General features: G+C 57.5%; 24 protein-coding genes and 1 riboswitch. Of the genes, 12 read left to right on the top strand and 12 right to left on the bottom strand.

Annotated features, from left to right (window positions below):
* Positions 1-38: 38 nt before the first annotated feature.
* From V8J88_RS21825 to V8J88_RS21775, 11 genes are all read left to right on the top strand, one after another.
* Positions 39-1,931 carry an AMP-binding protein gene (locus V8J88_RS21825; protein WP_338846383.1) on the top strand — a complete coding sequence of 631 codons (1,893 nt, stop codon included), beginning with the start codon at positions 39-41 and terminating at the stop codon, positions 1,929-1,931.
* A gap of 4 nt (positions 1,932-1,935) precedes the next feature.
* Positions 1,936-2,739: an ABC transporter ATP-binding protein gene (locus V8J88_RS21820; RefSeq protein ID WP_338846382.1), complete on the top strand. Its 804-nt coding sequence runs from the start codon at positions 1,936-1,938 to the stop codon at positions 2,737-2,739.
* A gap of 10 nt (positions 2,740-2,749) precedes the next feature.
* Positions 2,750-3,652, top strand: a complete 903-nt coding sequence (locus V8J88_RS21815) for a branched-chain amino acid ABC transporter permease (RefSeq protein ID WP_338846381.1) — start codon at positions 2,750-2,752, stop codon at positions 3,650-3,652.
* A gap of 100 nt (positions 3,653-3,752) precedes the next feature.
* Positions 3,753-4,373, top strand: coding sequence for an SCP2 sterol-binding domain-containing protein (locus V8J88_RS21810; protein WP_338846380.1), 621 nt, complete (start codon positions 3,753-3,755; stop codon positions 4,371-4,373).
* A 7-nt stretch (positions 4,374-4,380) separates the two neighbouring features.
* Positions 4,381-5,946 (top strand): ubiquinone biosynthesis regulatory protein kinase UbiB, encoded by a 1,566-nt coding sequence (gene ubiB / locus V8J88_RS21805; protein WP_338846379.1) that lies wholly within the window; start codon positions 4,381-4,383, stop codon positions 5,944-5,946.
* On the top strand, positions 5,943-6,605 hold the full coding sequence (locus V8J88_RS21800) for a methyltransferase domain-containing protein (RefSeq protein WP_338846378.1): 663 nt from the start codon (positions 5,943-5,945) through the stop codon (positions 6,603-6,605). The genes ubiB and V8J88_RS21800 overlap by 4 nt, the downstream gene beginning before the upstream one ends.
* Positions 6,602-7,066 (top strand): thiosulfate oxidation carrier protein SoxY, encoded by a 465-nt coding sequence (gene soxY / locus V8J88_RS21795; protein ID WP_338846377.1) that lies wholly within the window; start codon positions 6,602-6,604, stop codon positions 7,064-7,066. Before V8J88_RS21800 ends, soxY begins: the two co-directional genes overlap by 4 nt.
* Positions 7,067-7,080: 14 nt before the next feature.
* Positions 7,081-7,395 (top strand): thiosulfate oxidation carrier complex protein SoxZ, encoded by a 315-nt coding sequence (gene soxZ, locus V8J88_RS21790; RefSeq protein WP_338846376.1) that lies wholly within the window; start codon positions 7,081-7,083, stop codon positions 7,393-7,395.
* A gap of 96 nt (positions 7,396-7,491) precedes the next feature.
* Entirely contained in the window at positions 7,492-8,100 is a 609-nt protein-coding gene (locus V8J88_RS21785; protein WP_338846375.1) for a response regulator, read from the top strand.
* Positions 8,101-8,103: 3 nt separating this feature from the next.
* Positions 8,104-8,901, top strand: a complete 798-nt coding sequence (locus V8J88_RS21780; RefSeq protein ID WP_338846374.1) for an SGNH/GDSL hydrolase family protein — start codon at positions 8,104-8,106, stop codon at positions 8,899-8,901.
* Between the two features lie 14 nt (positions 8,902-8,915).
* A complete protein-coding gene (locus V8J88_RS21775; RefSeq protein ID WP_338846373.1) occupies positions 8,916-9,326 on the top strand; it encodes a hypothetical protein in 411 nt (136 codons plus the stop codon).
* A gap of 51 nt (positions 9,327-9,377) precedes the next feature.
* Here the strand turns inward: V8J88_RS21775 and V8J88_RS21770 are convergent, their stop codons facing one another.
* The 8 genes from V8J88_RS21770 to V8J88_RS21735 all read right to left on the bottom strand — a co-directional run bounded on the left by V8J88_RS21770 (position 9,378) and on the right by V8J88_RS21735 (position 18,193).
* Positions 9,378-11,336 (bottom strand): hypothetical protein, encoded by a 1,959-nt coding sequence (locus tag V8J88_RS21770; RefSeq protein ID WP_338846372.1) that lies wholly within the window; start codon positions 11,334-11,336, stop codon positions 9,378-9,380.
* Between the two features lie 12 nt (positions 11,337-11,348).
* Positions 11,349-12,668 carry an NAD(P)/FAD-dependent oxidoreductase gene (locus V8J88_RS21765; RefSeq protein ID WP_338846371.1) on the bottom strand — a complete coding sequence of 440 codons (1,320 nt, stop codon included), beginning with the start codon at positions 12,666-12,668 and terminating at the stop codon, positions 11,349-11,351.
* 12 nt (positions 12,669-12,680) lie between these two features.
* Entirely contained in the window at positions 12,681-13,076 is a 396-nt protein-coding gene (locus tag V8J88_RS21760; RefSeq protein WP_338846370.1) for a GtrA family protein, read from the bottom strand.
* A complete protein-coding gene (locus V8J88_RS21755; RefSeq protein ID WP_338846369.1) occupies positions 13,070-14,050 on the bottom strand; it encodes a glycosyltransferase family 2 protein in 981 nt (326 codons plus the stop codon). The genes V8J88_RS21760 and V8J88_RS21755 overlap by 7 nt, the downstream gene beginning before the upstream one ends.
* Positions 14,031-14,723, bottom strand: coding sequence for an NAD-dependent epimerase/dehydratase family protein (locus tag V8J88_RS21750; RefSeq protein WP_338846368.1), 693 nt, complete (start codon positions 14,721-14,723; stop codon positions 14,031-14,033). The genes V8J88_RS21755 and V8J88_RS21750 overlap by 20 nt, the downstream gene beginning before the upstream one ends.
* Positions 14,724-15,333: 610 nt before the next feature.
* A complete protein-coding gene (locus tag V8J88_RS21745) occupies positions 15,334-16,614 on the bottom strand; it encodes a TRAP transporter large permease subunit (protein WP_338846367.1) in 1,281 nt (426 codons plus the stop codon).
* A complete protein-coding gene (locus V8J88_RS21740) occupies positions 16,611-17,177 on the bottom strand; it encodes a TRAP transporter small permease (RefSeq protein WP_338846366.1) in 567 nt (188 codons plus the stop codon). The genes V8J88_RS21745 and V8J88_RS21740 overlap by 4 nt, the downstream gene beginning before the upstream one ends.
* A 23-nt stretch (positions 17,178-17,200) precedes the next feature.
* A complete protein-coding gene (locus tag V8J88_RS21735) occupies positions 17,201-18,193 on the bottom strand; it encodes a TRAP transporter substrate-binding protein (protein WP_338846365.1) in 993 nt (330 codons plus the stop codon).
* A gap of 134 nt (positions 18,194-18,327) precedes the next feature.
* Between V8J88_RS21735 and V8J88_RS21730 the strand changes: the two genes are divergently transcribed.
* The gene (locus V8J88_RS21730) at positions 18,328-18,711 is read left to right on the top strand and encodes a GFA family protein (RefSeq protein ID WP_338846364.1); all 384 of its coding nucleotides are present in this window, start codon (positions 18,328-18,330) and stop codon (positions 18,709-18,711) included.
* Between the two features lie 28 nt (positions 18,712-18,739).
* On the opposite strand, the gene metF is transcribed toward V8J88_RS21730, so the two are convergent.
* The 4 genes from metF to V8J88_RS21710 form a co-directional block, all read right to left on the bottom strand.
* Positions 18,740-19,567 carry a methylenetetrahydrofolate reductase [NAD(P)H] gene (gene metF, locus V8J88_RS21725; protein ID WP_338849956.1) on the bottom strand — a complete coding sequence of 276 codons (828 nt, stop codon included), beginning with the start codon at positions 19,565-19,567 and terminating at the stop codon, positions 18,740-18,742.
* Positions 19,554-19,913 carry a phage holin family protein gene (locus tag V8J88_RS21720; RefSeq protein WP_338846363.1) on the bottom strand — a complete coding sequence of 120 codons (360 nt, stop codon included), beginning with the start codon at positions 19,911-19,913 and terminating at the stop codon, positions 19,554-19,556. The genes metF and V8J88_RS21720 overlap by 14 nt, the downstream gene beginning before the upstream one ends.
* A 49-nt stretch (positions 19,914-19,962) precedes the next feature.
* Positions 19,963-21,390, bottom strand: a complete 1,428-nt coding sequence (gene ahcY, locus V8J88_RS21715) for an adenosylhomocysteinase (protein WP_338846362.1) — start codon at positions 21,388-21,390, stop codon at positions 19,963-19,965.
* Positions 21,391-21,420: 30 nt separating this feature from the next.
* Positions 21,421-21,487: riboswitch (S-adenosyl-L-homocysteine riboswitch) on the bottom strand.
* Positions 21,488-21,531: 44 nt separating this feature from the next.
* Positions 21,532-22,563: a M14 family zinc carboxypeptidase gene (locus V8J88_RS21710; RefSeq protein ID WP_338846361.1), complete on the bottom strand. Its 1,032-nt coding sequence runs from the start codon at positions 22,561-22,563 to the stop codon at positions 21,532-21,534.
* Positions 22,564-22,600 lie beyond the last annotated feature (37 nt).

Below are 22,600 nucleotides of genomic sequence, written 5' to 3'. Positions count from 1 at the left end.
TCAACCATGGCATGGAGGTTGTGGTGCAAACAGAGGCAATGAACTTTCCCCTTTTGTTGCAGCAGCATGCACAAAACAGGCCGCAGCACCCGGCTTTTCGCGAAAAAGACCTGGGCATCTGGCAAACCTGGAATTGGCGTCAAGTCTGGGAGCAGGTGCAGGTTTTTGCCGCCGGCCTGGCGCAGCTCGGTTTTGCGCGCGGCATGAATCTGGCCATCATCGGCGATAACCGGCCCCGCCTGTACTGGGCCATGAGCGCCGCGCAATTGCTGGGCGGGGTGCCGGTGCCTTTATATCAGGATGCGCCGGCGGCGGATCTGGAATATGTGTTGCAAAACGCTGAGATCAGTTTTGCGATTGCAGAAGACCAGGAACAAGTCGATAAATTGCTCGAATCCGGCGCCAATCTGCGCCTGATCGCCTACGACAACCCGCGCGGCATGCGCCATTACCAGCAAAACAGCGTGATGGATTTGCAGCGCGTGCTGCAAATCGGGCAAGACTTCCTGCAACAACAGCCAAACTTCATCAAAGACAAACTGGCCGCGATTCAGAGCGATGATGTGGCGCTGATGTTGTACACCTCCGGCACCACCGGCAAGCCCAAGGGCGTATGCCAGACCCATGCTTCATTGCTGGCGGCGGCCAAGGGCGGGGTCAGCTTTGACCGCCTGAGTGCGGATGAAGACATCCTGTCTTATCTGCCGATGGCCTGGGTTGGCGACAGCCTGTTTTCTTTCGCCCAGGCGATTTACGCCGGGTTTACTGTGAACTGTCCCGAATCCGGGGAAACCGTCAGCGCAGACATGCGTGAAATCGGCCCCACCTATTATTTTGCGCCGCCGCGCGTGTTTGAAAACATGCTGACCAATGTCATGATCAGAATGGAAGATGCGGGGTGGATCAAGCGCCGCCTGTTCCAGCACTTCCTGAACCTGGCGAAACAGGTCGGGGCCGATATTTTGGATGGCAAGCCGGTTGGCCTGCTTGATCGAGTGCATTACGGCCTGGGCAATTTGCTGATTTACGGCCCCTTGAAAAATGTCCTGGGATTGAGCCGGGTGCGCGTGGCGTACACGGCGGGCGCGGCAATCGGGCCGGATCTGTTCCGGTTTTACCGTTCGCTGGGCGTGAATTTGAAACAGCTCTACGGCGCCACAGAGACCTGCGCTTATGTCTGCCTGCAGCCGGATGGCAAAATCAAATTCGACAGCGTGGGCGTGCAAGCTCCCGGCGTGCAGGTGAAATTGGGCGAGCACGGCGAAGTGCTGGTGAAATCCGCCGCCATGCTCAAGGAATACTACAAACGGCCCGACGCCACCGCCGAAGTGTTTGACGCTGAAGGCTGGTTCCGCACCGGCGACGCCGGCATGTTTGACGCAGACGGGCATTTGAAAATCATCGACCGCGCAGCCGATGTCGGGGCCTTGCAGAACGGTGTGATGTTCGCCCCCAACTATGTCGAAAACAAGCTCAAATTTTTCCCCTACATCAAAGAAGCAGTGTGCTTTGGCAATGGCTATGACAAAGTGTGCGCCTTCATCAATATTGATTTGCCGGCGGTCGGCAACTGGGCGGAGCGGCGCGGTATTTCGTATGCCGGTTATGCCGATCTGGCCGGGCGTGCGGAAGTTTATCAATTGATCGCCGATTGCATCAGCCAGGTCAACCGCGATTTGCAGCAGGAAGGCGCGATGGCCGCTTTGCAGGTGAAGCGCTTTTTGATTTTGCACAAAGAACTCGACCCGGATGACGATGAATTGACGCGCACCCGCAAAGTGCGGCGCCGCTTCATTGCCGAAAAATATGGCGTGCTGGTGGAAGCCTTGTATGCCGGGCGCGCGCGGCAATACATTGAAACCCTGGTCAAATTTGAAGACGGGCGGCAAGGCAAGGTGGCGGCCGACCTGGTGATTGCCGATCTGGCGTGAAAGGATGGCGATGGAAGCGCAGCAAAGCAGCAGCCGCAAAATCGGCGAGGTGATTCTGGATCTGCAAAATATCTCACTCTCTTTTGGCGGGGTGCGCGCCTTGAGTGAAATTTCCTTCAATGTGCGCGAGCATGAGATCCGCGCCATCATCGGCCCCAATGGCGCCGGCAAGAGTTCCATGCTGAATGTGATCAATGGCGTGTACCGGCCTCAGCATGGTGAAATTATTTATCGCGGCCAGCATCGCAAAAATATGAACACCCACGCCGCCGCCAAATCCGGCATTGCGCGCACTTTTCAGAATATTGCGCTGTTCAAAGGCATGAGCGTGCTGGACAACATCATGACCGGGCGCAATTTGAAGATGCGCAGCAATTTTTTGCTGCAAGCCCTGCACCTGGGGCCGGCGCGGCGCGAAGAGCTGGAACAGCGCGCCAAAGTGGAAGAAATCATCGACTTTCTGGAAATCCAGGCGATCCGCAAAACGCCGGTCGGGCGTCTGCCCTATGGTTTGCAAAAACGCGTCGAACTCGGGCGCGCGCTGGCGGCGGAGCCGGAAATTCTGCTGCTGGATGAGCCTATGGCCGGCATGAATATCGAAGAAAAACAGGATATGTGCCGCTTTATCCTGGATGTGAATGACCATTACGGCGTCACCATCGTCTTGATTGAGCATGATATGGGGGTGGTGATGGATATTTCCGACCGGGTGGTGGTGTTGGACTACGGCAAAAAAATCGGCGATGGCACACCGCAGGAAGTGCGCAATGATCCGGAAGTGATCCGCGCCTATCTTGGCGCGCATTGATGGAGGCAGCATGAATTTCACATTTTTTATTGAAGTGCTGTTGGGCGGCCTGCTGTCCGGCGTCATGTATGCCCTGGTGGCGCTGGGCTTTGTGCTGATTTACAAAGCCTCCGGCGTATTCAATTTCGCTCAGGGCGCGATGGTGTTTTGCGCAGCGCTGACCTGTGTCAGCCTGATGGAAAAATTCGAGTTCAGCCTTTGGCTGGCCTTGCCTGCCACTTTGCTGGTGATGATTGTGGTGGCCTGGCTGGTGGAAAAGCTGGTTTTGCGGCCCTTGGTGAATCAGCCGGAAATCACCCTCTTCATGGCCACCATCGGCCTGACCTTCTTCCTGGAAGGTCTGGCGCAATTGATCTGGGGCACCAATCCGCATGAACTCAAGCTGCCGATTACCGACGAGCCGATTGCCTGGCTGCTGGATCAGCACAATATCTCGATCTCGCAATTCGATGTCACGGCGGCGGCGATTTGTGCGGTGCTGGTGACTGCGCTGGCCTTGTTTTTCTCCAAAACCAAGATTGGCCGCGCGCTGCGCGCGGTGGCGGATGACCATCAGGCGGCGCAGGCGGTCGGCATTCCGCTGCGCACGATTTGGGTGATTGTGTGGAGCGCCGCCGGTTTTGTCGCGCTGGTGGCCGGCGTGCTGTGGGGCGCGCGCACCGGGGTGCAATTTTCTATGACCCTGCTGGCCTTGAAGGCGCTGCCGGTCTTGATTCTGGGCGGCTTCACATCGGTGCCCGGTGCGATTGTCGGCGGTTTGATCATCGGCGCCAGCGAGAAGCTGGCCGAAGTCTATCTCGGGCCGATGGTGGGCGGCGGGATTGAAGGCTGGTTCCCGTATGTGCTGGCGCTGTTATTCCTGCTGGTGCGGCCAGCGGGTTTGTTTGGCGAGAAAATTATCCGCCGCATTTGAGCCTCGCGCAGGCCGGCTGCCGCAGTCTGCGCGGCCGGCCTGCGCGCACAAGGCCGCCAAGCTGCTACACTAGCGCATTGCCCGCTCTTGTCCACGCATCATGACAGCATCCGTCCCCGCCGCCGACCAACTGGCGGCGCAAAGCATTCTTCCCGTATTGAATCATCTGCTGGCGCAGGACGCCTGGGCGCGCACGCTGCTTGGCGCGCATGGCGGCAAATGCGCGGCGCTGGATTTGGGCGGCTTCAAGCCGGTTTTGCAAGTCTGCGCCGATGGTCTGCTGCAAAGCGCCGCGCCGGATGCCGACTGCGCAGTGACAATTCATCTGAAAGCGGCGGATCTGACCTGGCTTTTGCAAGACCGCGCGCGACTGATGGCGGCGGCGCGCATCGAAGGCGATGTCGAACTGGCCAACACCCTGTCGCAATTGATGAACAATATGCGCTGGGATATGGAATACGATTTGCAACGCATCTTCGGCGAAATCGGCGCGCGCCGGATCGCTATGGCCTGGCGTGATTTGCAAGCCGGCGCGCAGCAAAATACCCGCAAATTGCAGGAAAATATCGCTGAATTCCTGTTAGAAGAGCAAGCGATGCTGGTGCGTCCGGCGGCGGTGGAAGAGTTTTCGCAGCAGGTGGCCAAACTGCGCGATGATCTGGAGCGGCTGGAAAAGCGGGTGCAAAAAGTCGAGCGCGCCACCGCGCCGGCGCAGGATTGAGGCCGGCATGATTCTGAAATTTCTGCGCCTGCTGAAAATCATCCGCGTCTCGGTGCGCTATGGCCTGGATGACATTCTGATTGCCCAGCTGAATGCGCCGCGTCTGGCGCGCCTCTTGAATGGCCTGCTGTTCTGGCGCGATATTTCCGCCCCGCGCGGCGTGCGCTTGCGCATGGCGCTGGAAGATCTGGGGCCGATTTTCGTAAAGTTCGGCCAATTGCTGTCCACCCGGCGCGATTTAATGCCCGCCGACATCGCCGATGAATTGGCGCATCTGCAAGACCGCGTGCCGCCATTCGACCCTGATCTGGCGATTCAACAAATCACCCGTTCGCTCGGCGCGCCGCCGCATGAATTATTCGCTGAATTTGAGCGCGAACCGGTGGCGTCCGCCTCGATTGCGCAAGTGCATTTTGCGCGTCTGAAAAACGGGCGCGAAGTGGCGGTCAAGGTGCTGCGCCCGAATATGCGCAAAACCATTGATGAAGATGTGGCGTTGATGGGGATCGCGGCGGATTTAATGACGCGCATCTGGGCCGACGGGCGCCGCCTGAAACCGCGCGAAGTGGTGGCCGAATTCGACAAGCATTTGCATGATGAGCTGGATTTGATGCGCGAAGCCGCTAACGGCAGCCAATTGCGGCGTAATTTCGCCAACTCCGATTTACTGCTGGTGCCGGAAATGTTTTGGGAATACTGCTCGGCCTCGGTGATTGTGATGGAGCGCATGCGCGGCATTCCGGTCTCGCAAATCGGCCGCCTGGAAGACGCCGGCGTCGATTTGAAGAAACTCTCCGCCGCCGGGGTCGAGATTTTCTTCACGCAAATGTTCCGCGATGGTTTTTTCCACGCCGATATGCATCCCGGCAATGTGTTGGTGTCGGTCGAGCCGGCCACTTTTGGCCGCTATATCGCGCTGGATTTCGGCATCGTCGGCACGCTCAATGATTACGACAAAAATTATCTGTCGCAAAATTTCATCGCCTTTTTCCGCCGCGATTACAAGCGGGTGGCGCAAGCGCATATTGAATCCGGCTGGGCCCCGAAAGAAACCCGGGTGGATGAGCTGGAAGCGGCGGTGCGCGCCTGCTGCGAGCCGATCTTCGACCGGCCATTAAAAGAAATCTCTTTCGGCCAGGTCTTATTGCGCCTGTTCCAGACTTCGCGCCGCTTCAATGTCGAAGTGCAGCCGCAATTGGTGCTGCTGCAAAAAACGCTGCTGAATATTGAAGGCTTGGGGCGCCAGCTGGACCCTGATCTGGATTTGTGGAAAACCGCCAAACCCTATCTGGAGCGCTGGATGGGCGAGCAGGTCGGCTGGCAGGGACTGCTTGACCGGCTGCGTGACGAATCGCCGCGTTTTTCGCAAATCGTGCCGCAATTACCGCGCTTATTGCATCAATCGCTCTCCAACAGCGCCGAACCGCAAGCCACCGCACAGGTGCTGCAAGCCTTGTTGCATGAACAGCGCCGCACCAACCGCTTTTTGCTGATCCTCAGCAGTATTCTGCTGCTCGGCCTGGCCGGCGCAGCCGCCTGGCTGGCCGCGCTGCATTTCGGGCTGCAGATATGAGCGCGCCGCCGCCCAAGTTTGAAAATCGCAACCCGGAATTGCCGCAATTCTGGCAAGAGCGTTTCGCCGCCCGTTTCACGCCCTGGGATTCCGGCGCCGCGCCGCGCCAGGCGCAGGAATTTGTGCGCGACCATGCGCCGCGCACCGTGTTGCTGCCGGGCTGCGGCAATGCCTGGGAAGTCGCCTGTTTTGCCGCGTATGGCTGGACCCCGCTGGCGCTGGATTTTGCCCCGGCGGCAGTGCAACAGGCGCGCGCCCGTCTGGCGCAGCAAGATCCGGCGCTGGCCGCTTGCGTGCAGGAAGGCGATTTTTTCAGCTGGCAGCCGGCGCAGCCGCTGGGCGCGATTTATGAACGGGCCTTTTTTTGCGCCCTGCCGCCAGCGCAGCGCGTGCGGATTGTGCAGCGTTGGGCCGAGCTCTTGCCCGAAGGCGGCTTATTGTTTGGCTATTTTTTTATTGACCCCGCAGCCGATGCGGTGCGCGGGCCGCCGTTTACAATTCAAGCCCCGGTTTTGCAGGGTTTGATGGAAACGGCATTTGATTGTCTGGTGGATCAAGCCGCCAGCGATTCCATCGATGTGTTTGCAGCCCGCGAGCGCTGGCAGGTCTGGCGCCGTCGCGTTGCCCACGGTATTTCTCAATCACAGGAGAGTCAATGAGCAAGTCGATCACGCGCCGCGATGCGCTGCGCTTTGCCGGCGTACTGAGTCTGGCCTTCGGGGCCGGCTGGCTGCGTCCGCAAGATGTGCTGGCGGCAGATTGGAATGGCCGCGCTTTTGAGGCCAAAACGCTGGCCGATGTATTGCAGGCTTTAGGCGGCGATAAGTTTGAAGTGTCCCCGCTGTTGCAGCTGAATGCGCCGGATATTGCTGAAAACGGCGCCGTGGTGCCGGTCGGCGTGAGCAGCTCGGCGAATCTGAGCAAAATCGCGATTCTGGTCGAAAAGAATCCGAATCCCCTGTCCGCCGCCTTTGATCTGGCGCCCGGTACGCTGGCCCAGGTCAGCACGCGCGTCAAAATGGGCGCCACGTCCACCGTCCACGCATTGGCGCTGGCGGATGGCAAGTGGTTGTTGGCTTCCAAAGAAATCAAAGTCACGCTTGGCGGCTGTGGCGGTTAAACAGGGAGAATAAGATGGCGGCAGAACCGATGCGCATTCGTGCGATACAACAAGGCGCGCACACCGAAGTCAAGATTTTGATGCGGCATGATATGGAAACCGGGCAGCGCAAAGAGGCCGATGGCAAGCTTGTGCCGGCCCATTTCATCCAGCAAGTGCAGGTGCAGCACAATAACAAAACCGTGCTGAATGCGATGTTTGGCCCTTCAGTCTCTAAAGACCCGTATCTGTCTTTCAAATTCAATGGCGGCGCCAAAGGCGAGAGCGTGCGGGTGCAATGGCGCGACAATCGTGGCGAAAGTCGCAGTGATGAAGTGCAAATTGCGTGATCAATCTGTGAGCCGCTGCTGCATGCTTCTATAATGTGGAAACAAAAGGCGGCAGTCCGGCTCCCGGTCTGCACGCCGGAAATCCGGGAGAACTGCATGACAGCAAGCGAAAATGTGCGCAGCATTCTGTTAGTGGACGATGATGAAATGCTGCTGGCCTATTTGGCCGAAGTGTTGCAATTTGCCGGCTTTCAGATATGGAGCGCCACCAATGGCCAGGATGCTTTGCAAGTGGCGCTGGATCAAGAGCCATCATTGGCCTTACTCGACATTAATATGCCCGGCATGTCGGGGCTGGAGCTGGCGCGCCATTTGCGCCACGAAAGCGCGATTCCCTTCATGTTTCTGTCTTCCCTCGATGATATGGAAATCGTCAAGCAGGCCACGCGCTATGGCGCGGTGGGCTATCTGGTGAAGCCGGTCAATCAAAGTCAGCTGTTGCCGGCCATCACCGCCGCCCTGGCGCGCGCCGACGATATCCGGCAATTACGCAACAATGAAATGAGCCTGACTGCTGCGCTTGACGCCGGGCGCGAAACCAGTATGGCGGTGGGCTTGCTGATGATGCGTTTCCGCCTGACCCGCCATCTGGCTTTCCAAAAACTGCGCGACCAGTCGCGTTCGCAGCGGCGCAAAATCAGTGAAGTGGCGAAAGAAATGTTAACCCAGCACGAAAGCAGTTTAAGCCAGCCGGAAAAATCCTGATCTATGAAGTATCTGTATGCGGCAGCGGCCAACAGCCTGGCCCTGGCCTTGCTGCCGCTATTGCTGGCGCAAGGCCGGCGTGCGCGCCGCAGCACGCCGCGCCTGCCGGAAGCCGCCGGCGCGCGCCAGGGTTTGATCAGCGCGCCGCAAGAGACCTGCGCCGAACCGCCTTTGCGCCTGCTGGCCATAGGCGAATCGCCGGTGGCCGGAGTTGGCGTGACACATCAGGAACATGCCGTGACTTACCGTTTTGCGCAAGCCTTGGCGCAACACAGCGCCCGCGCGGTGCAGTGGCAGGCGCTGGGCATGAACGGCGCCACTGCCGCACAAGCCCGGCACACCCTGCTGCCCCGGGTCGCGGGACAGTTCGACATTGTCTTGCTGGCGTTTGGCGTGAATGACGTCAGCCAGTTCCACAGCATGCGCCATTATCGCCAGGCGCTGTCCGCGCTGGCGGCGGCGCTGGCGCAACGCTGTCAACCGCGTCTTTTACTGGTGTCCGGCGCGCCGCCGGTGCAATATCTGTCGGCGCTGCCGCAACCCCTGCGCGCCATTCTCGGCTTGAAAGCCGCCGCCTTGAATGCGGTCAGCATGGAAGTCGCGGCGCACGGCGGCTGGCTGCATGCGCCCATCGCCTTTGATGTGCAAGATCCGGCATTGTTGGCCAGCGATGGTTATCACCCCTCGGCCTTGGGGGCGCAGCTGTGGGGTGAGGAATTGGCGCGGTTGGCGTGGGGCGCGTGGCATGGGGCGTCCCATGCGCCATATGTATTTAACAACCCTCGCAAACACGTTTCTTAGATAATGGAGATAAGATGAAACGGCAATTTTCCATCCTGGCCTGCTGCGCCGTTTTGCTGACTTGGCCGGCTGCCCACGCCAGCCCGATGTTGAAGAATATGTGGACTGATGTCTCGTTTCACACAGAAGGCGGGGCGCAGGTGCAAGCTGCGACTGATAAACGCTATGCACTGACCAAACTCCAGGTCAGCAAGCGTGGCAAAACCTTTGTTGCGGATGCTGCATTATTGGCGCAAATCACGAATGTGAATCTGAACTCCATCACCGTGTACGAAGACATTTTTTTGAATGGGCTGGTGGTGCGTATCCACAGCGATTTCTTTGATAATGAAAGCGGCGATATTGTCAAAACCAGGAAATGGTCGATTCATTTGCTCAATGGCGGTTTGAGCAATCTCACGTTTGAGGATCAAGCAGTGAAATAGGCGCCGCAAGCTGAAATGAAAAAAACCGGCTCACGCCGGTTTTTTTCCACCTCACTTAAATGCAAGCTGCCGCACTGAAACTCCCAGAATGCGGGGATCGTCGCCCAAGCCCAATTCCTTGGGCGATTTGGCGTCAGGCAGTGTCAGCCGGAAATCCACCATGCTGCCGCTGACATTTTTCAAGGAGAAGGACAGCATACGCGTCGGCATATTGCGGTCGATCACGTATTCTGCCGGCTCGGCCCCATTCAAGCTGACTTGCACGCGTTGCTGGGTAATGGTTTTTTCCAGGAAGGCGGTGATATCCAGCTCCACTCTTTCGGCTTTGCGGCCACCCGGCAATTCCGGCAAGGGGCAACGGATGCGCACATGATTGCGCTCCGTCCAGCGTCCAAACGCTTCAATTTCGCTCAAGCCGTCAATCTGGCATTCGGCGATGCTGAGGCGATCAGTGAAGTCGTAGATGCCTTGCGATTGGCGCAGCGCCTGCATGATGCAGCGCCCGTCCAGCACCACATATTTACCGCCGACCTGGTTGCGGCGGCAGGGGAAGCTGCGGTCAATCTGCGAATCCGCCGTGGTCACCAGGGTGTTGACCGCAGAAAAGTCGCGAATCGGGCGTTGCTGCAAGATGCTGGCTGCAATGTCATCGCGCGGCGAATGCAGCAAACCCAGCGATAACATGTAATTCACCATCGGCGGCGCCTGCCGGATCTCGGTGACATAGCTGGCCTTGGCCGGGCTGTAGGGCACGCCGGAGACACGCAGATTCATCACCGCCTGCTCCGCCTCATACAAATCCGACATTTGATAGATTTTTTGCAGCGGCATCACCAGCCACAGGCAAAGCAAAACGCCGGCGCTGGGTAAAAGATAATGATGCCAATTGCCGCCGCGCATCGCCTGGTCTTGCATCAGGCGCGGCGCCACACACTGCGCCAGCCAGCCGAGCAGCAAAATGGCATTCACCAGCTGCACCATATGCAGCGAGAAGATATATTTTTTGACCGCGTATTCGCTGCCCTGGCCGAATTGCAGCACCAGCAATTGCAGCAGGCACAGCGATGCAATCGCCATACCGTAGCAAGCCCAGTATTTCCATAACAACATGGCTTTGCGCCGGCTGTCATCCAGGCGCAGCCATTGCCACAGGAAAAAGGCCGCGATCCCGCAAGCGGCGGCGGCATACGCGCCGATCATGCCGACACTGTTTAAATGGGTCAATTCCAGCTGGCCATTATTGCTGCTGATGCGCTGCATGCCGATGAAGTAATAATTGCGGCTGATGGCCCAGGCGCACAGGCCGGCCAGCAACAGCGTAAAGGCGGCGCGACGCAGCGCGCGCTGGCGGCTGCGCCAGACTTGCAGGGCGTCCACCATGAACAGCAATGTGGCGAAAGCCAGCAATTGCAGGCTGGCCAGCAAATGCACATACACGCAAGCCCAGGCCAGACCGAAGGTCAGCAATTGCAGCAGCAGACGGCGGCTGTGCTGGCGCTCCAGCCACAATATGCTGCAGGCCACACACATCAACATGGCTTGCGCCACCAATTGGGCGTAAAAGAAATCCGCAGTCAGTTCGCGTCCATGCAAGACCAGATCCAGCCACCAGCACAAGGCGGTCAGGGCCGGCAGCAGCAGCGTGCTCAGCATGCCGTTTTTACGCGGCAGGGACAGCAGCATGAAACATACCGCTACCCAAAGCGCAAACAGGGCCAGCAGGCTGACCAGGTGCATACCCAACAGCGGCGAGTGGAGGAAATGCGCCGCCACCGCGCCCAGCACATGGCTGGCCGGCGGGTAAAAATTCATTTCTCCCAGCGGCTTCTCTGACACGATGGGCAGGCCGAACAATTCCCAAATGCGCGCCACCAGGGCGTAGTGGTGGGCGAAGTCGCCCGAGGTGCCCCACACGCCGCGCATATTCAGGCCGATAAAGGCCGCCAGCGCGAGCAAAATCAAGCCATATTGCCAGCCGCGCGAAGGTCTGCTGTGGTATTCGTTATGCATGTGCGTTTCGCCTCAGCTCAACAGCTTGAGCAGTTTTTGCGCCATCGCGCGGCCTTCGCGGATCGCATAATTGGTGCCGCGATCTTCCGGATAAATCTGCGCCATGCTGCTGATCCAGCCATTGGCGTACGGGGTTTCCTGTCCCGGCACATAGCTTGAATAATTGCGCTCGGTGACAGGTTGAGCGAATTCGGCGCGCCAGATGCGGTATTCCTGAATCCAGGAACGTTGCATTTGCGGGAACATGCGCTGCAGATGCTGCAAAGCGAAGTCGAGATATTGCTCATCCGAATAAGTCCACACCGGGTCTTCCTTGGCCAGATAGCGCGACAGGAAAACGATGTGTTTGCCGCCGTAGTTTTGCGGCGAGTCGAAATTGGTGTGTTCGATCACGCCGACAAAGGGGAAGCCGGGGTCGTTCACATTCAGCCAGTAGGTGTCAGACAGGCTGCGATCCAGTTCCAGCACCAGGCAGGCGTTGCCCAGATAGCGCACGCGGCGCAGGCGCGCCAGATAATCCGCCGGCGCATCTTTTTGCAAAATGTCGGCAATGATTGAGAACGAAGGCGTGAACAGGAATTGGCGTGCGCGCACCAATCCCTCGCCGGTGCGCAATGCTTGCAAACGGCCATTTGCGCTCACCACTTCCTGCGCATGAGCGCCGTAGCGCACTTCACCGCCGCCGGCGCGGATTTGCTTGACCATCTCTTCCGCCAGACGGCCAAAACCGCCACGGAAATACGCCAGCTGCTCGCCGCCTTTGGAATCGCGCGTGCTGCCGCGCAAAACCAGTTTTTTCCACATCCAGACCGCATTCACGGCGTCCGCCACCACCGAGAATTTATTTTCGATCAGCGGTTGCCAGACGATGCGGAACACATTTTTGCCGCACAAAGGCTCCAGCCATTCGCGGATCGAAAGATGTTCGATGCTCTTCCAGTCTTTTACGCGGCGCACCTGGAACACCAGCAAGCCTAAGCGGATGCGTTCCCAGAAACTGAGCGGGGAAAAGCGCAGCAAGTCGAGCGGAGTCGAAAGGCGCCAGTGGCGGCCATTGAAATACATGCCGGTTTTCGAGGGCATGGTGACGATTTCGCCTTCCAGGCCCAGGTCGCGCACCAGTTCCGGCACATACACATCATTATTAAACCAGTGGTGATAAAACTTTTCGATCCGCACGCCATCGCGGAAATCAAAAGTGCTGGCCAAACCGCCGGGCACGCTGTCAGCTTCCAACACCAAGACTTTTTTGCCGGCGCGCGTCAAATCCAGGGCCGCCGTCAAACCGGTAAAGCCGGCCCCGACGATGGCGACATCGTATTCATGTTCCATGTTTGTATCAGTTCATTGGCTCGCGCCTTTGAAGGCGAAGCGTTTGTTGAGTGTGAATTGCAGGAGCACCACCAGCGGCAACACGGGAATCAGCGCAAAACGCTTATCCATATGCAGCACATCGACCAGCACGCCCAGCAAGAGTGCGGAGGCGAGATAGCCGGCCCCGGCGGTGATTAAAAATTGCGCCAGACGTTGCGCGGTGCGATCCCGCAGATTGAAGGTGAAAACCCGGTTTAAAGCAAAGGACAGCAGCGTGCCGGCGAGATAGCCGGCGGCGTTCGCCACTTGTTTATCAAGCGCCAGGCAGAGCAGCAGATACACGGCGTAATGCGCCACCACGCCGCTGCCGCCACAAATGCAATACAAGAGGAATTGGCGATGGCGTTGCCATAATGCGTTCAGCATGCCGGCTCCTGCGAATTGTCAAAGCCGGCCTTGGCCCCGATCACATATTGCGGTTTGGCGTTGATCGTCAACAGCACGCGGCCCAGATATTCGCCAAGCACGCCCAGGGCCAGCAATTGCACCCCGCCCAGAATCAAAATCGTCACCATCAGCGAAGACCAGCCGTCCGGCATGCGGTTGATGGTGAATTTTTGAACGATGAATAAGAGCGCCAGTAAAAAGCCCAGGCCCGCAAACAACATGCCGGCCAGCGAGGTTAAGCGCAACGGCACAATGGAAAAGCTGGTGGCCATTTTGAGCCACAGCGAGACGCTTTTTTTGAAGCTGTAGCCGCTGTCGCCGGCGAAGCGCTCATGGTGCGCCACTTCGATGCTGCCGATATTCCGGGTCGCGGTCAGCAACAAGCCATCGACATACACATACGGCCCCTGATAGCGCAGGATGTCGCGGCAAATTTCGGCGCGGATCGCGCGAAAGGGCGAAAGATACATATCGCGCGGCTTGTTGAGCAAAAAGCTGGCTACGCTGTCATTGAGTTTGCTGCCGAGAATTTTCCAGCCGGCATGGCGGCGCTGGCCGAAGCGCGCATACACCAGATCATGGCCGCGCTCCAATTCAGCCAGCAGTTTCGGAATGTCCGAAGGCGCATGCTGCAAATCGTCGTCCATGGTGACAATGCGCCGTCCGCGCGCATGCGCAAAGCCGGCCATCAGGGCATTGTGCTGGCCGGCGTTCATGCGCAATAAGATGCCGCGCACAAAGTTGTATTCACTGCTTAAACGCTGGATCACTTGCCAGCTTTGATCGGGCGAACGGTCGCAGACGAACACGATTTCATAGCTGCCGCGCACATCCGGCAGGGTATCCAGCGTGTCGCGCACGCGGGCGACCAGTTCCGGCAGCACTTTTTCGCTGCCGTACACAGGAATCACCAGCGAGAGGGCAAGCGTGGGTTCAAGACTTGGCGGGTGCATAGTATTTGTGAATCAGACGCTTGACATAAAAATCATCAAATTCGACCCCGGCCTTGGGCGCGACTGAAAACGCGAGCCGGGTGTCGATCATGTATTTGCCGCCGGCTTCCTGCACATCACAGGCGGCGCGCATGCCCAGCGCGTCTTCAAAAATCGCCACCAGATCCGGGATGGCGATTGAAAACGGACAGGCGATATTGGTGATGATGTCGTCGGCTTCGTGGTGATCCAGCAGCCAGGTTCCGATTTTGGCGACATCATCAACATCAATCAGATTGCGGCGCGCATTGCGCCAGATATGAAAGGTGGCGCCGCTGACGATTTGATGGTGCAGGAAATTGGTCAGGGTGTGCGGGTTCGGCGTGCGCCCGACCACTTGCGGCAGACGGAAAATAGCAAAGTGCGGCAGCGCCGCGACCATTTCTTCCATCGCTTTTTTGTGCTGCACATAGGGGCTGTTGGCCAGCTCAGGATCATGTACGCTGCAGGTGCTGAAGTACACCAGCTCGCGCCCTTCGGCGCAGGCGTGCTGCAACATTTCTTTTTCCCGCGCGAACGCTGCAGGATCGGTTTCACGCGAATTCGAGACGCCCGAGGCAAACACCAGCACTTCGGGGTCGTTTGCGTAACGCGGGGAAAAGGCTTGCGCCAGTAATCCGTTGCCAATAATCATAGAAATCCAACAAGCTTGTGTAATGCAAGACGCACAGGGAAAACCACCTGCGGCGCCTGGATGGCTTGCGGGCGCGGCATTGCGCACATTTGCAGACGGTAACAGCGGATTATAGCCGATTGCCCCGAACTGAATGTATTTGCCTTGCATGCGCTGCACGCAGGTGTTACAAGTCGCACTTTTCTGGTGCATTTGCACCGATACAACGCAGCCCCGCCGCAGATGAAAAAAAACGCACCTTGCGGTGCGTTTTAAAATTTATCCACGCTGACGGCGGCTTGTCCAATCCTGCATCGTGGCAGGCGGCAGCAGCATCATTGCAGCGTGCGTCTCCTCAGATCTCCGGTACTGCGATACCGTTGTATATTTCCAGACCTGACAAGCACAAGGCTTGCGCGGTCTGCCCACTTCCCCCAACCAAAACCGGCCTGCTTATGCAGGAAAATGAATACTCGTTATGCGGTGACAGTGAACACAGTTTTTTCCGAACTGTATTTTCTGAAAAGTCGCGTCATAATAGCGTAACAGTTTCCGGATTGCAGCAATTTTTTTTGCATTCCGGCAAAACTTGTTACATGCTGCAGCAATTGCGCCTGATTGTGCACATCGCCTACATTCCCAGCAGTTGCGGCAAGAACAGGGAAATTGCCGGAACATAGGTGACGATCATCAGAAAGCCCAACATCGTCAACAACCAGGGCCAGACCGCCACTGTCAACTCGGTGATCCCCATTTTGGTGATGCCGGAGGCAACATACAGGTTTAATCCTACCGGTGGATGACACATGCCGACTTCCATATTCACCACAATCAGGATGCCGAAGTGCACCGGATCCACGCCCAACTTCATCGCAATCGGGAACAGAATTGGCGCCATGATCAAGACAATCGACGATGGCTCCATCACATTCCCGGCGATGAGCAGCAACACATTCACTATAAGCAAGAAGCTTGCCACCCCCATGCCTTGCGCTAACATCCAATCCGCCATCGCTTGCGGCACACCTTCATTGGTCATCAAATACGAAAACAAAATCGCATTTGTGATGATGTAGAGCAGCATGGCCGACATGGCGGCAGAGGACAGCAGGACTTTATACACATCGCGCCAGCGCAAGTCTTTATACACAAACAGGGCGATCACAAAGGCGTACACGGCGGACATGGCGGCGGCTTCGGTCGGCATGAAAATCCCGCTGTAAATCCCGCCCATCACCAAAACGATCAAGGCCAAGCCCCAAAATGCTTCACGGAAGGCTTGCCAGCGCTCATCCCAGGAAGCGCGCGGCATGCGCGGGTAGTTATTTTTGCGCGCCAGATACCAGGTGGTGAGGCCGAGCAGAAACGCCAGCATCAAACCCGGCACAACCCCGGCCATGAACAGCTTGCCGATGGAGGTATTGGTGGAGACGGAATACATCACCATCACAATCGAGGGCGGAATCAAAATGCCAAGCGCGCCCGAGGTGGTGATCACGCCTGCGCCAAAACGGGGCGGGTAACCCTGTTTGATCAGGGCCGGCAGAATAATCGAGCCAATCGCCACCACGGTGGCCGGCGAGGAGCCGGACACGGCGGCGAACAGGGCGCAGGCCAACACCCCGCCCAAGGCCAGACCGCCGTGAAAATGCCCGACCATGCTGGAAGCAAAGCGGATCATGCGGCGCGCCACCCCGCCATGCGTTAAAAAATTGCCGGCCAGAATGAAAAAGGGAATCGCCATGATTTCGAAGTTTTCAATTCCGGTGAATAACTTCAAGGCCACCGTTTCGACTTCGGTGGTGGTCATGGTGAATAAAAAGGTGAGTACGGTTAAGCCCAGCGCAATCGAAATCGGCATCCCGCTCAACATCAGCAGGATCAGCAGCGAAAAAATCAAAATCGTGTTCATGTGCGCTGCTCCCGCATCAATTCCTGTTCATCCAGTCCGTCCACATGGCCATGATCATGCTGCGGCATGGCCCCGGTTTTGAGATACGTCCAGCCGACTTGTAAAAAACGGAAGGCCATCAAACCGGAGGCCAGCGGAATCGCCAGATACACCATCCACAAGGGCAGCTCCATCACCTCGGTGGTCATGGTGTCGCCGAATTTGTGGTACACCATGCCGGCCCCGATCGCCGCCAGCGTGGCGGTGAACAAGACGCCGGCCAACACGGAGAACAGGATGCAGAATTTCTGACCGCCCGGCCCGAGACGTTTGACCAGAACATCGACGCCGACATGAATGCCGCTGCGCACGCCGTATGCGGCGCCGAATTTGGCCATCCAGACAAACATCAGAATGCAGGCTTCACGCGCCCAACTCATATTGATCGCAATCAATTTGTCTTGCAGCCAGGGGATAGGCCAGCCTGAAGCATAGCGGTGCAACACCGCCACAAAAATGATCAGGGTGGCGCAGGCCATCAGGCTGGCGATCAGGATTTCTTCCAGGCGATCCAGGTATTTCATACCGCATCCATTCTCGATTGCGCTTATTTATTGCGCGCCGCTTCCTGGCCGATGGCTTTGATCAGGTCTGCGCCGATCCGCCCTTCCATTTCTTTATGCACCGGCAACATGGCTTTTTTCCATTCAGCGGCTTCAGCCGGGGTTTGCTGGTAAATCGCGGTTTTACCGGATTTTTTGATGGCGTCCAGCGCCAGCTCATTGTCGCGCTGGGCGATGGCGCGTTCATAAGTGGTGGCGTCAGCCATGGCTTTTTCCAGGATCTTGCGGATATCCGCCGGCAGTCCGTCCCAGAATTTTTTGTTGACGATCACAGCATAACCCAGATAGCCATGGTTGGAGACGGTCAGATGCTTTTGTACTTCATGCATTTTTTGCGTGTACATATTGGAGGGCGGGTTTTCGGTGCCATCCACCAGGCCATTGCCGAGCGCTTGATACACTTCAGAGAACGCCAGCACTTGCGGATTGGCGCCGAGCACGCGCATTTGCGCATCCAGCACCTTGGAGGCTTGAATCCGCATCTTCAACCCTTTGAAGTCAGCCACGCTGCGCAAAGGCTTGTTGGCGGACATGATTTTGAAGCCATTGTCCCAGTAGGCCAAACCTTTGATGCCCTTGCTTTCCAGTTTTTGCATCAAATCCTGGCCGATTTTGCCATCCATCACGGCGGTCAGGGTGGCTTTATTCGGGAAGATGTAAGGCAAATCAAAAACTTCATATTCTTTCACACCGAGCGGGCCGAATTTGGCCAGCGAAGGCGCCAGCATTTGCACTGCGCCCAGTTGCAGCGCTTCCAATTCTTCTTTGTCTTTATACAGCTGGCTGTTGGGAAAGACTTCAACTTTGACTTTGCCCTGACTGGCTTTTTCCGCCAACTCCTTAAAACGCAATGCGGCCTGGCCTTTGGGCGTATCCACCGCCACCACATGGCTGAATTTAATGACAATCGGCTGTTGCGCCAGCACGGCGCCCGGCAGCAGGCAGACGAAGGACAGCAATAAATGGGACAAACGCATAATTTTCTCCTGGTCAGTGGAAGAGGCGACAGCCTGCCAAGTGTAGCGCTATTAGGCGCGCTTGCCTGAAAATGCGAGGCATGCCGCCGTTTCCGCGCCACACGCGCGCATAATCAAGTTTTCAGGAGCGCATCATGAAACACTTCGCCTCATGCCATTGCCAGAAAGTGCAAATCGAAATCGACGCGCCTTCCGTGCTGGAAGTGCAGGAATGCAATTGCTCCATGTGCACCCGCACCGGCTTTTTACATGTGATTGTGCCGGCCTCCCGCTTCACGCTCTTGTGCGGGGAAGAGGATTTGACTTGCTACACGTTTAATACCGGCGTGGCCAAGCATTATTTTTGCAAGCACTGCGGCTGCAAACCGTTTTACGTGCCGCGCAGCAACCCGGATGGCTTCAGCGTGAATTTGCGCTGCATTGATCAAAGCACGGTGCAGGCGGTGAATTTGAGCCAGTTCAATGGCCAGGAATGGGAACAGGAAGGCGCTGCGCTGGCGCACTTGAGCCGGGAGTGAGCAGCGCCACGAGGCGCTGCGCACTGATTCACAGCAAGGCTTGCCAGATCGCCTTGGTGGCGGCGGCCTGGTTCATCGAATAAAAATGCAAACCCGGCGCTCCGCCGGCAAGCAAGCGGCGGCACAGATCTGTCACCACATCCTGGCCAAAGGCGCGGATGGCGGCGCTGTCGTCGCCGAAGCTGGCCAGCTTTAAGCGCACCCAACGCGGAATTTCCGCGCCGCACATGTCGGAAAAGCGCATCAATTGCGAATAATTGGTGATCGGCATGATGCCCGGCACAATCGGGGCCTCGATCCCGGCCTTGCGGGCTTGCTCGACAAAGTAAAAATACGCGTCAGCATTGTAAAAGTACTGGGTGATGGCGGCATCCGCGCCGGCTTTCATTTTGCGCACAAAGTTTTGCAAATCGTCTTGCGGGCTGCGCGCCTGCGGGTGCATTTCCGGGTAGGCCGCGACTTCAATATGAAAGTGCGAGCCGGTTTCTGCACGGATGAATTCCACCAATTCGCTGGCGTAACGCAATTCGCCCATGCCGCCATAGCCGGAAGGCAAATCGCCACGCAGGGCGACCAGGCGGGAAATGCCATTTGCTTTATAACCTTGCAATACTTCGCGCAATTGCGCGCGCGTGCTGCCGATGCAAGACAGGTGCGGCGCGGCCAGATGGCCTTCACGCTGAATTTCCAGCACAGTGTCGAGCGTGCCTTGCTGAGTGGAGCCGCCGGCGCCGAAGGTCACGGAAAAATACAGCGGTTTTAATTGCGCCAGTTCGGCGCGGGTGGCGCACAGTTTGCGTGCGCCTTCTTCCGTTTTGGGCGGAAAAAATTCAATCGAAAAATTATGCGGCTTCATCATCTTTCTCCAACAGCAGCGTGGATAAGGCCCAGGAAATGATGCTGTATAACAGCGCGCCGCCCATCGCCGGCCAGAATCCCTCCACGGTGAAGCCGGGAACCAGACCGGAAGCCATCCAGAAACTCAAGCCATTCACCACGAACAGGAATAAGCCGAGAGTCACCACGGTCACCGGCAGGGTCAATAAGATCAACAAAGGGCGGATCAACAGATTCACCAAACCCAGCACCGGCGCCGCAATCAGAGCGGCGAACAGATTGGAAAAGTGCACGCTGGGCAACAGCCAGGGAATCGCAAACAGGGCTGCGGTATTGATCAGCCAGACAAGGAGCAGACGCGGCATGTTGTGACAGATAAAAAAACGGGCAGGACCAGCCTGCCCGCAGTTTGCATCAATAGCGGTAGTGATCCGGTTTGTACGGACCTTCCTGGCTGACGTTAATATAGGCCGCTTGTTCTGCGGTCAATACGGTCAGCTTGGCGTTGAGTTTCTTCAACTGCAAACGCGCCACTTTTTCATCCAGATGCTTGGGCAGGGTATGCACGCCGATCGGGTATTTGGCGTTATTGCTGAACAACTCGATTTGGGCGATGGTCTGGTTTGCGAAAGACGAGCTCATCACATACGAAGGATGGCCAGTGCCGCAACCCAGGTTCACCAGACGGCCTTCGGCCAGCAGAATGATGCGGCGACCGCTCGGGAAGATCACATGATCCACTTGCGGCTTGATGTTTTCCCACTGATATTGATGCAGCGAGGCGACATCGATTTCATTGTCGAAGTGGCCGATATTACAGACGATGGCCTGGTCTTTCATACGCAGCATGTGTTCATGCGTAATCACATGGTAGTTGCCGGTGCAGGTGACGAAAATATCGCCCAATTCGCAAGCATCATCCATGGTCACCACGCGGAAACCTTCCATCGCAGCTTGCAGCGCGCAGATCGGATCAACTTCCGTCACCCACACTTGCGCCGACAGCGCGCGCAGTGCTTGCGCCGAGCCTTTGCCCACGTCGCCGTAACCGCACACCACCGCCACCTTGCCTGCCACCATCACGTCGGTAGCGCGCTTGATGCCATCCACCAGCGATTCGCGGCAACCATACAGATTGTCGAATTTGGACTTGGTCACGGAATCGTTCACATTGATTGCCGGGAAGGCCAGCTTGCCTTCTTTGTGCATTTGATACAGGCGATGCACGCCAGTGGTGGTTTCTTCGGTCACGCCCATGATTTGCGACAGGCGCTTGCTGTACCAATCCGGTTCGACTGCCAGGTGACGGCGGATCGAGTTGAACAGGCAGATTTCTTCAGCGGAACCCGGCTTGTCCAGCACATGGATGTCTTTTTCCGCGCGTGCGCCCAGGTGCAGCAACAGGGTGGCGTCGCTGCCATCGTCCAGAATCATATTGGAATACACCGGACGGCCATGTTCATCGTTCGGCCATTCAAAAATGCGGTGGGTGAACTCCCAGTAATCGTCGAGCGATTCGCCTTTCACTGCGAACACCGGCGTGCCGTTGGCGGCAATCGCGGCGGCGGCGTGATCCTGGGTGGAGAAAATATTGCAGGAAGCCCAGCGCACTTGAGCGCCCAGTGCTTCCAGGGTTTGGATCAAGACGGCGGTCTGGATCGTCATGTGCAGGGAGCCGGTAATGCGTGCGCCTTTGAGTGGTTGGCTGGCAGCGTATTCGTCGCGAATCGCCATCAGGCCGGGCATTTCAGTTTCGGCAATACGGATTTCCTTGTGGCCCCAATCGGCCAGATTCAAATCAGCAACGTGGAAATCTTGAACAGGTTTGAGTACGGCGTTCATCACGCCCTCCTTTCATCGATAGAAAAAAGAAAAACGTGAGCGCGGTTTAAGCTTCCGGGCCTGGCGGGCTTGCCCCGTCGCAACGCTCCCCGGATAAGTGTGCAATCTTGCCGTCAAATATGCGGCGCTGTCAATCGAATTTCAATTTCCGCTTTGGCTTGGCTTGCTTTTGACAACAGCTTTGCCGGCTGGCGGCTTGGCCGCCGCAACACTCTTGCCCGGCTTGAGGTTTTTTGCCGCTTTGGCCGGCTTGGCCGCGACCGGGTGAATATTATTACGCATCCAAACCAGCATGTCCTGCCAGATGCGCTGCACTTCGGGCGGCGGCGGCATTTCGAGCGAATTCGGCAGTTCAATCGTGACAATCGGCAATTTGCGCTGCACGCCCAGATAATTGCCGAGCGAGCCGGGATACACGCCGACCGGATTGAACAGCAAGCGGCCAAAGCGCTGCGGCGGCTCGCTCGGGCCGTCAAAATCCAGCACGCCAAATGGCGCATGCACGGAAATCACCACATGCGGTTTGAAACGCTCAATCTGATCATGCACCCAACGGCTTTCCGGCTCTGACAATGGCTGATTGCCCGGAAAACGGCGCGGATCGCTGCCGGTTTTTTTCACCCAATATTGCTGGGTTTCGCTTTTCCAGTTCGGCGTGGGGAAATTGCGGTTCAGATCAATTCCGCTGGCGTTCATGCGCTTCGGTTTGGCCGCCAGCAAACCATCCGGATTCACCAGCGGTGCGACGCGCCATTGAAAAGCCTGGGCTTGCGGCGTTTGCAGCCAGCGCATCCACTGAAATACGATGGCGGAAGCGGTCAGCTCATCGCCATGAATCCCGCCCAACAAGAGCACCCGCACCGGATTTTTGGCTTTGGCGGCCTGATCCTTGTACAAGATCGGCACACCGCTGCGAGAACTGGCGCTGGCGGCAAGCAGTCCGCTGCTTTTGCAATCCTGCTGACTGACGCCCGGCAAACGCGGGCTGAGTTTGGCGCACAATGGCCCCAAATCCAGACGCGCGCGCGCATTGTTGTTTTTGGGCGCAGGTTTGGGCGGGCTTTTGGCTGCCGCTTTGGGGCCGGCTTTGGCGGAGGCGGAAGGCGTGGCGGCCTGCGCGCTGCATGCAAGCAGCGCTGCCAGACAGAGCCATGACAAACGGAACGATTTCAAAATAGATCAAGGCGCCCCTGGTAAGGGGCGCCTGCCA

This window comes from Massilia sp. W12 (assembly GCF_037300705.1).
In the GTDB taxonomy this organism is placed as follows: domain Bacteria; phylum Pseudomonadota; class Gammaproteobacteria; order Burkholderiales; family Burkholderiaceae_D; genus JACPVY01.
The sequence above is the reverse complement of the archived record's forward strand: the minus strand, read 5'-3'. Positions and strand labels throughout refer to the sequence as shown.

What these genes read in the sequence shown, in the direction of transcription:
- V8J88_RS21825 (WP_338846383.1), top strand. Translation starts at nt 39, where the DNA reads ATGAACTTTCCCCTTTTGTTGCAGCAGCATGCACAAAACAGGCCGCAG.
- V8J88_RS21820 (WP_338846382.1), top strand. Translation starts at nt 1,936, where the DNA reads ATGGCGATGGAAGCGCAGCAAAGCAGCAGCCGCAAAATCGGCGAGGTG.
- V8J88_RS21815 (WP_338846381.1), top strand. Translation starts at nt 2,750, where the DNA reads ATGAATTTCACATTTTTTATTGAAGTGCTGTTGGGCGGCCTGCTGTCC.
- V8J88_RS21810 (WP_338846380.1), top strand. Translation starts at nt 3,753, where the DNA reads ATGACAGCATCCGTCCCCGCCGCCGACCAACTGGCGGCGCAAAGCATT.
- ubiB (WP_338846379.1), top strand. Translation starts at nt 4,381, where the DNA reads ATGATTCTGAAATTTCTGCGCCTGCTGAAAATCATCCGCGTCTCGGTG.
- V8J88_RS21800 (WP_338846378.1), top strand. Translation starts at nt 5,943, where the DNA reads ATGAGCGCGCCGCCGCCCAAGTTTGAAAATCGCAACCCGGAATTGCCG.
- soxY (WP_338846377.1), top strand. Translation starts at nt 6,602, where the DNA reads ATGAGCAAGTCGATCACGCGCCGCGATGCGCTGCGCTTTGCCGGCGTA.
- soxZ (WP_338846376.1), top strand. Translation starts at nt 7,081, where the DNA reads ATGGCGGCAGAACCGATGCGCATTCGTGCGATACAACAAGGCGCGCAC.
- V8J88_RS21785 (WP_338846375.1), top strand. Translation starts at nt 7,492, where the DNA reads ATGACAGCAAGCGAAAATGTGCGCAGCATTCTGTTAGTGGACGATGAT.
- V8J88_RS21780 (WP_338846374.1), top strand. Translation starts at nt 8,104, where the DNA reads ATGAAGTATCTGTATGCGGCAGCGGCCAACAGCCTGGCCCTGGCCTTG.
- V8J88_RS21775 (WP_338846373.1), top strand. Translation starts at nt 8,916, where the DNA reads ATGAAACGGCAATTTTCCATCCTGGCCTGCTGCGCCGTTTTGCTGACT.
- V8J88_RS21770 (WP_338846372.1), bottom strand. Translation starts at nt 11,336, where the DNA reads ATGCATAACGAATACCACAGCAGACCTTCGCGCGGCTGGCAATATGGC.
- V8J88_RS21765 (WP_338846371.1), bottom strand. Translation starts at nt 12,668, where the DNA reads ATGGAACATGAATACGATGTCGCCATCGTCGGGGCCGGCTTTACCGGT.
- V8J88_RS21760 (WP_338846370.1), bottom strand. Translation starts at nt 13,076, where the DNA reads ATGCTGAACGCATTATGGCAACGCCATCGCCAATTCCTCTTGTATTGC.
- V8J88_RS21755 (WP_338846369.1), bottom strand. Translation starts at nt 14,050, where the DNA reads ATGCACCCGCCAAGTCTTGAACCCACGCTTGCCCTCTCGCTGGTGATT.
- V8J88_RS21750 (WP_338846368.1), bottom strand. Translation starts at nt 14,723, where the DNA reads ATGATTATTGGCAACGGATTACTGGCGCAAGCCTTTTCCCCGCGTTAC.
- V8J88_RS21745 (WP_338846367.1), bottom strand. Translation starts at nt 16,614, where the DNA reads ATGAACACGATTTTGATTTTTTCGCTGCTGATCCTGCTGATGTTGAGC.
- V8J88_RS21740 (WP_338846366.1), bottom strand. Translation starts at nt 17,177, where the DNA reads ATGAAATACCTGGATCGCCTGGAAGAAATCCTGATCGCCAGCCTGATG.
- V8J88_RS21735 (WP_338846365.1), bottom strand. Translation starts at nt 18,193, where the DNA reads ATGCGTTTGTCCCATTTATTGCTGTCCTTCGTCTGCCTGCTGCCGGGC.
- V8J88_RS21730 (WP_338846364.1), top strand. Translation starts at nt 18,328, where the DNA reads ATGAAACACTTCGCCTCATGCCATTGCCAGAAAGTGCAAATCGAAATC.
- metF (WP_338849956.1), bottom strand. Translation starts at nt 19,567, where the DNA reads ATGAAGCCGCATAATTTTTCGATTGAATTTTTTCCGCCCAAAACGGAA.
- V8J88_RS21720 (WP_338846363.1), bottom strand. Translation starts at nt 19,913, where the DNA reads ATGCCGCGTCTGCTCCTTGTCTGGCTGATCAATACCGCAGCCCTGTTT.
- ahcY (WP_338846362.1), bottom strand. Translation starts at nt 21,390, where the DNA reads ATGAACGCCGTACTCAAACCTGTTCAAGATTTCCACGTTGCTGATTTG.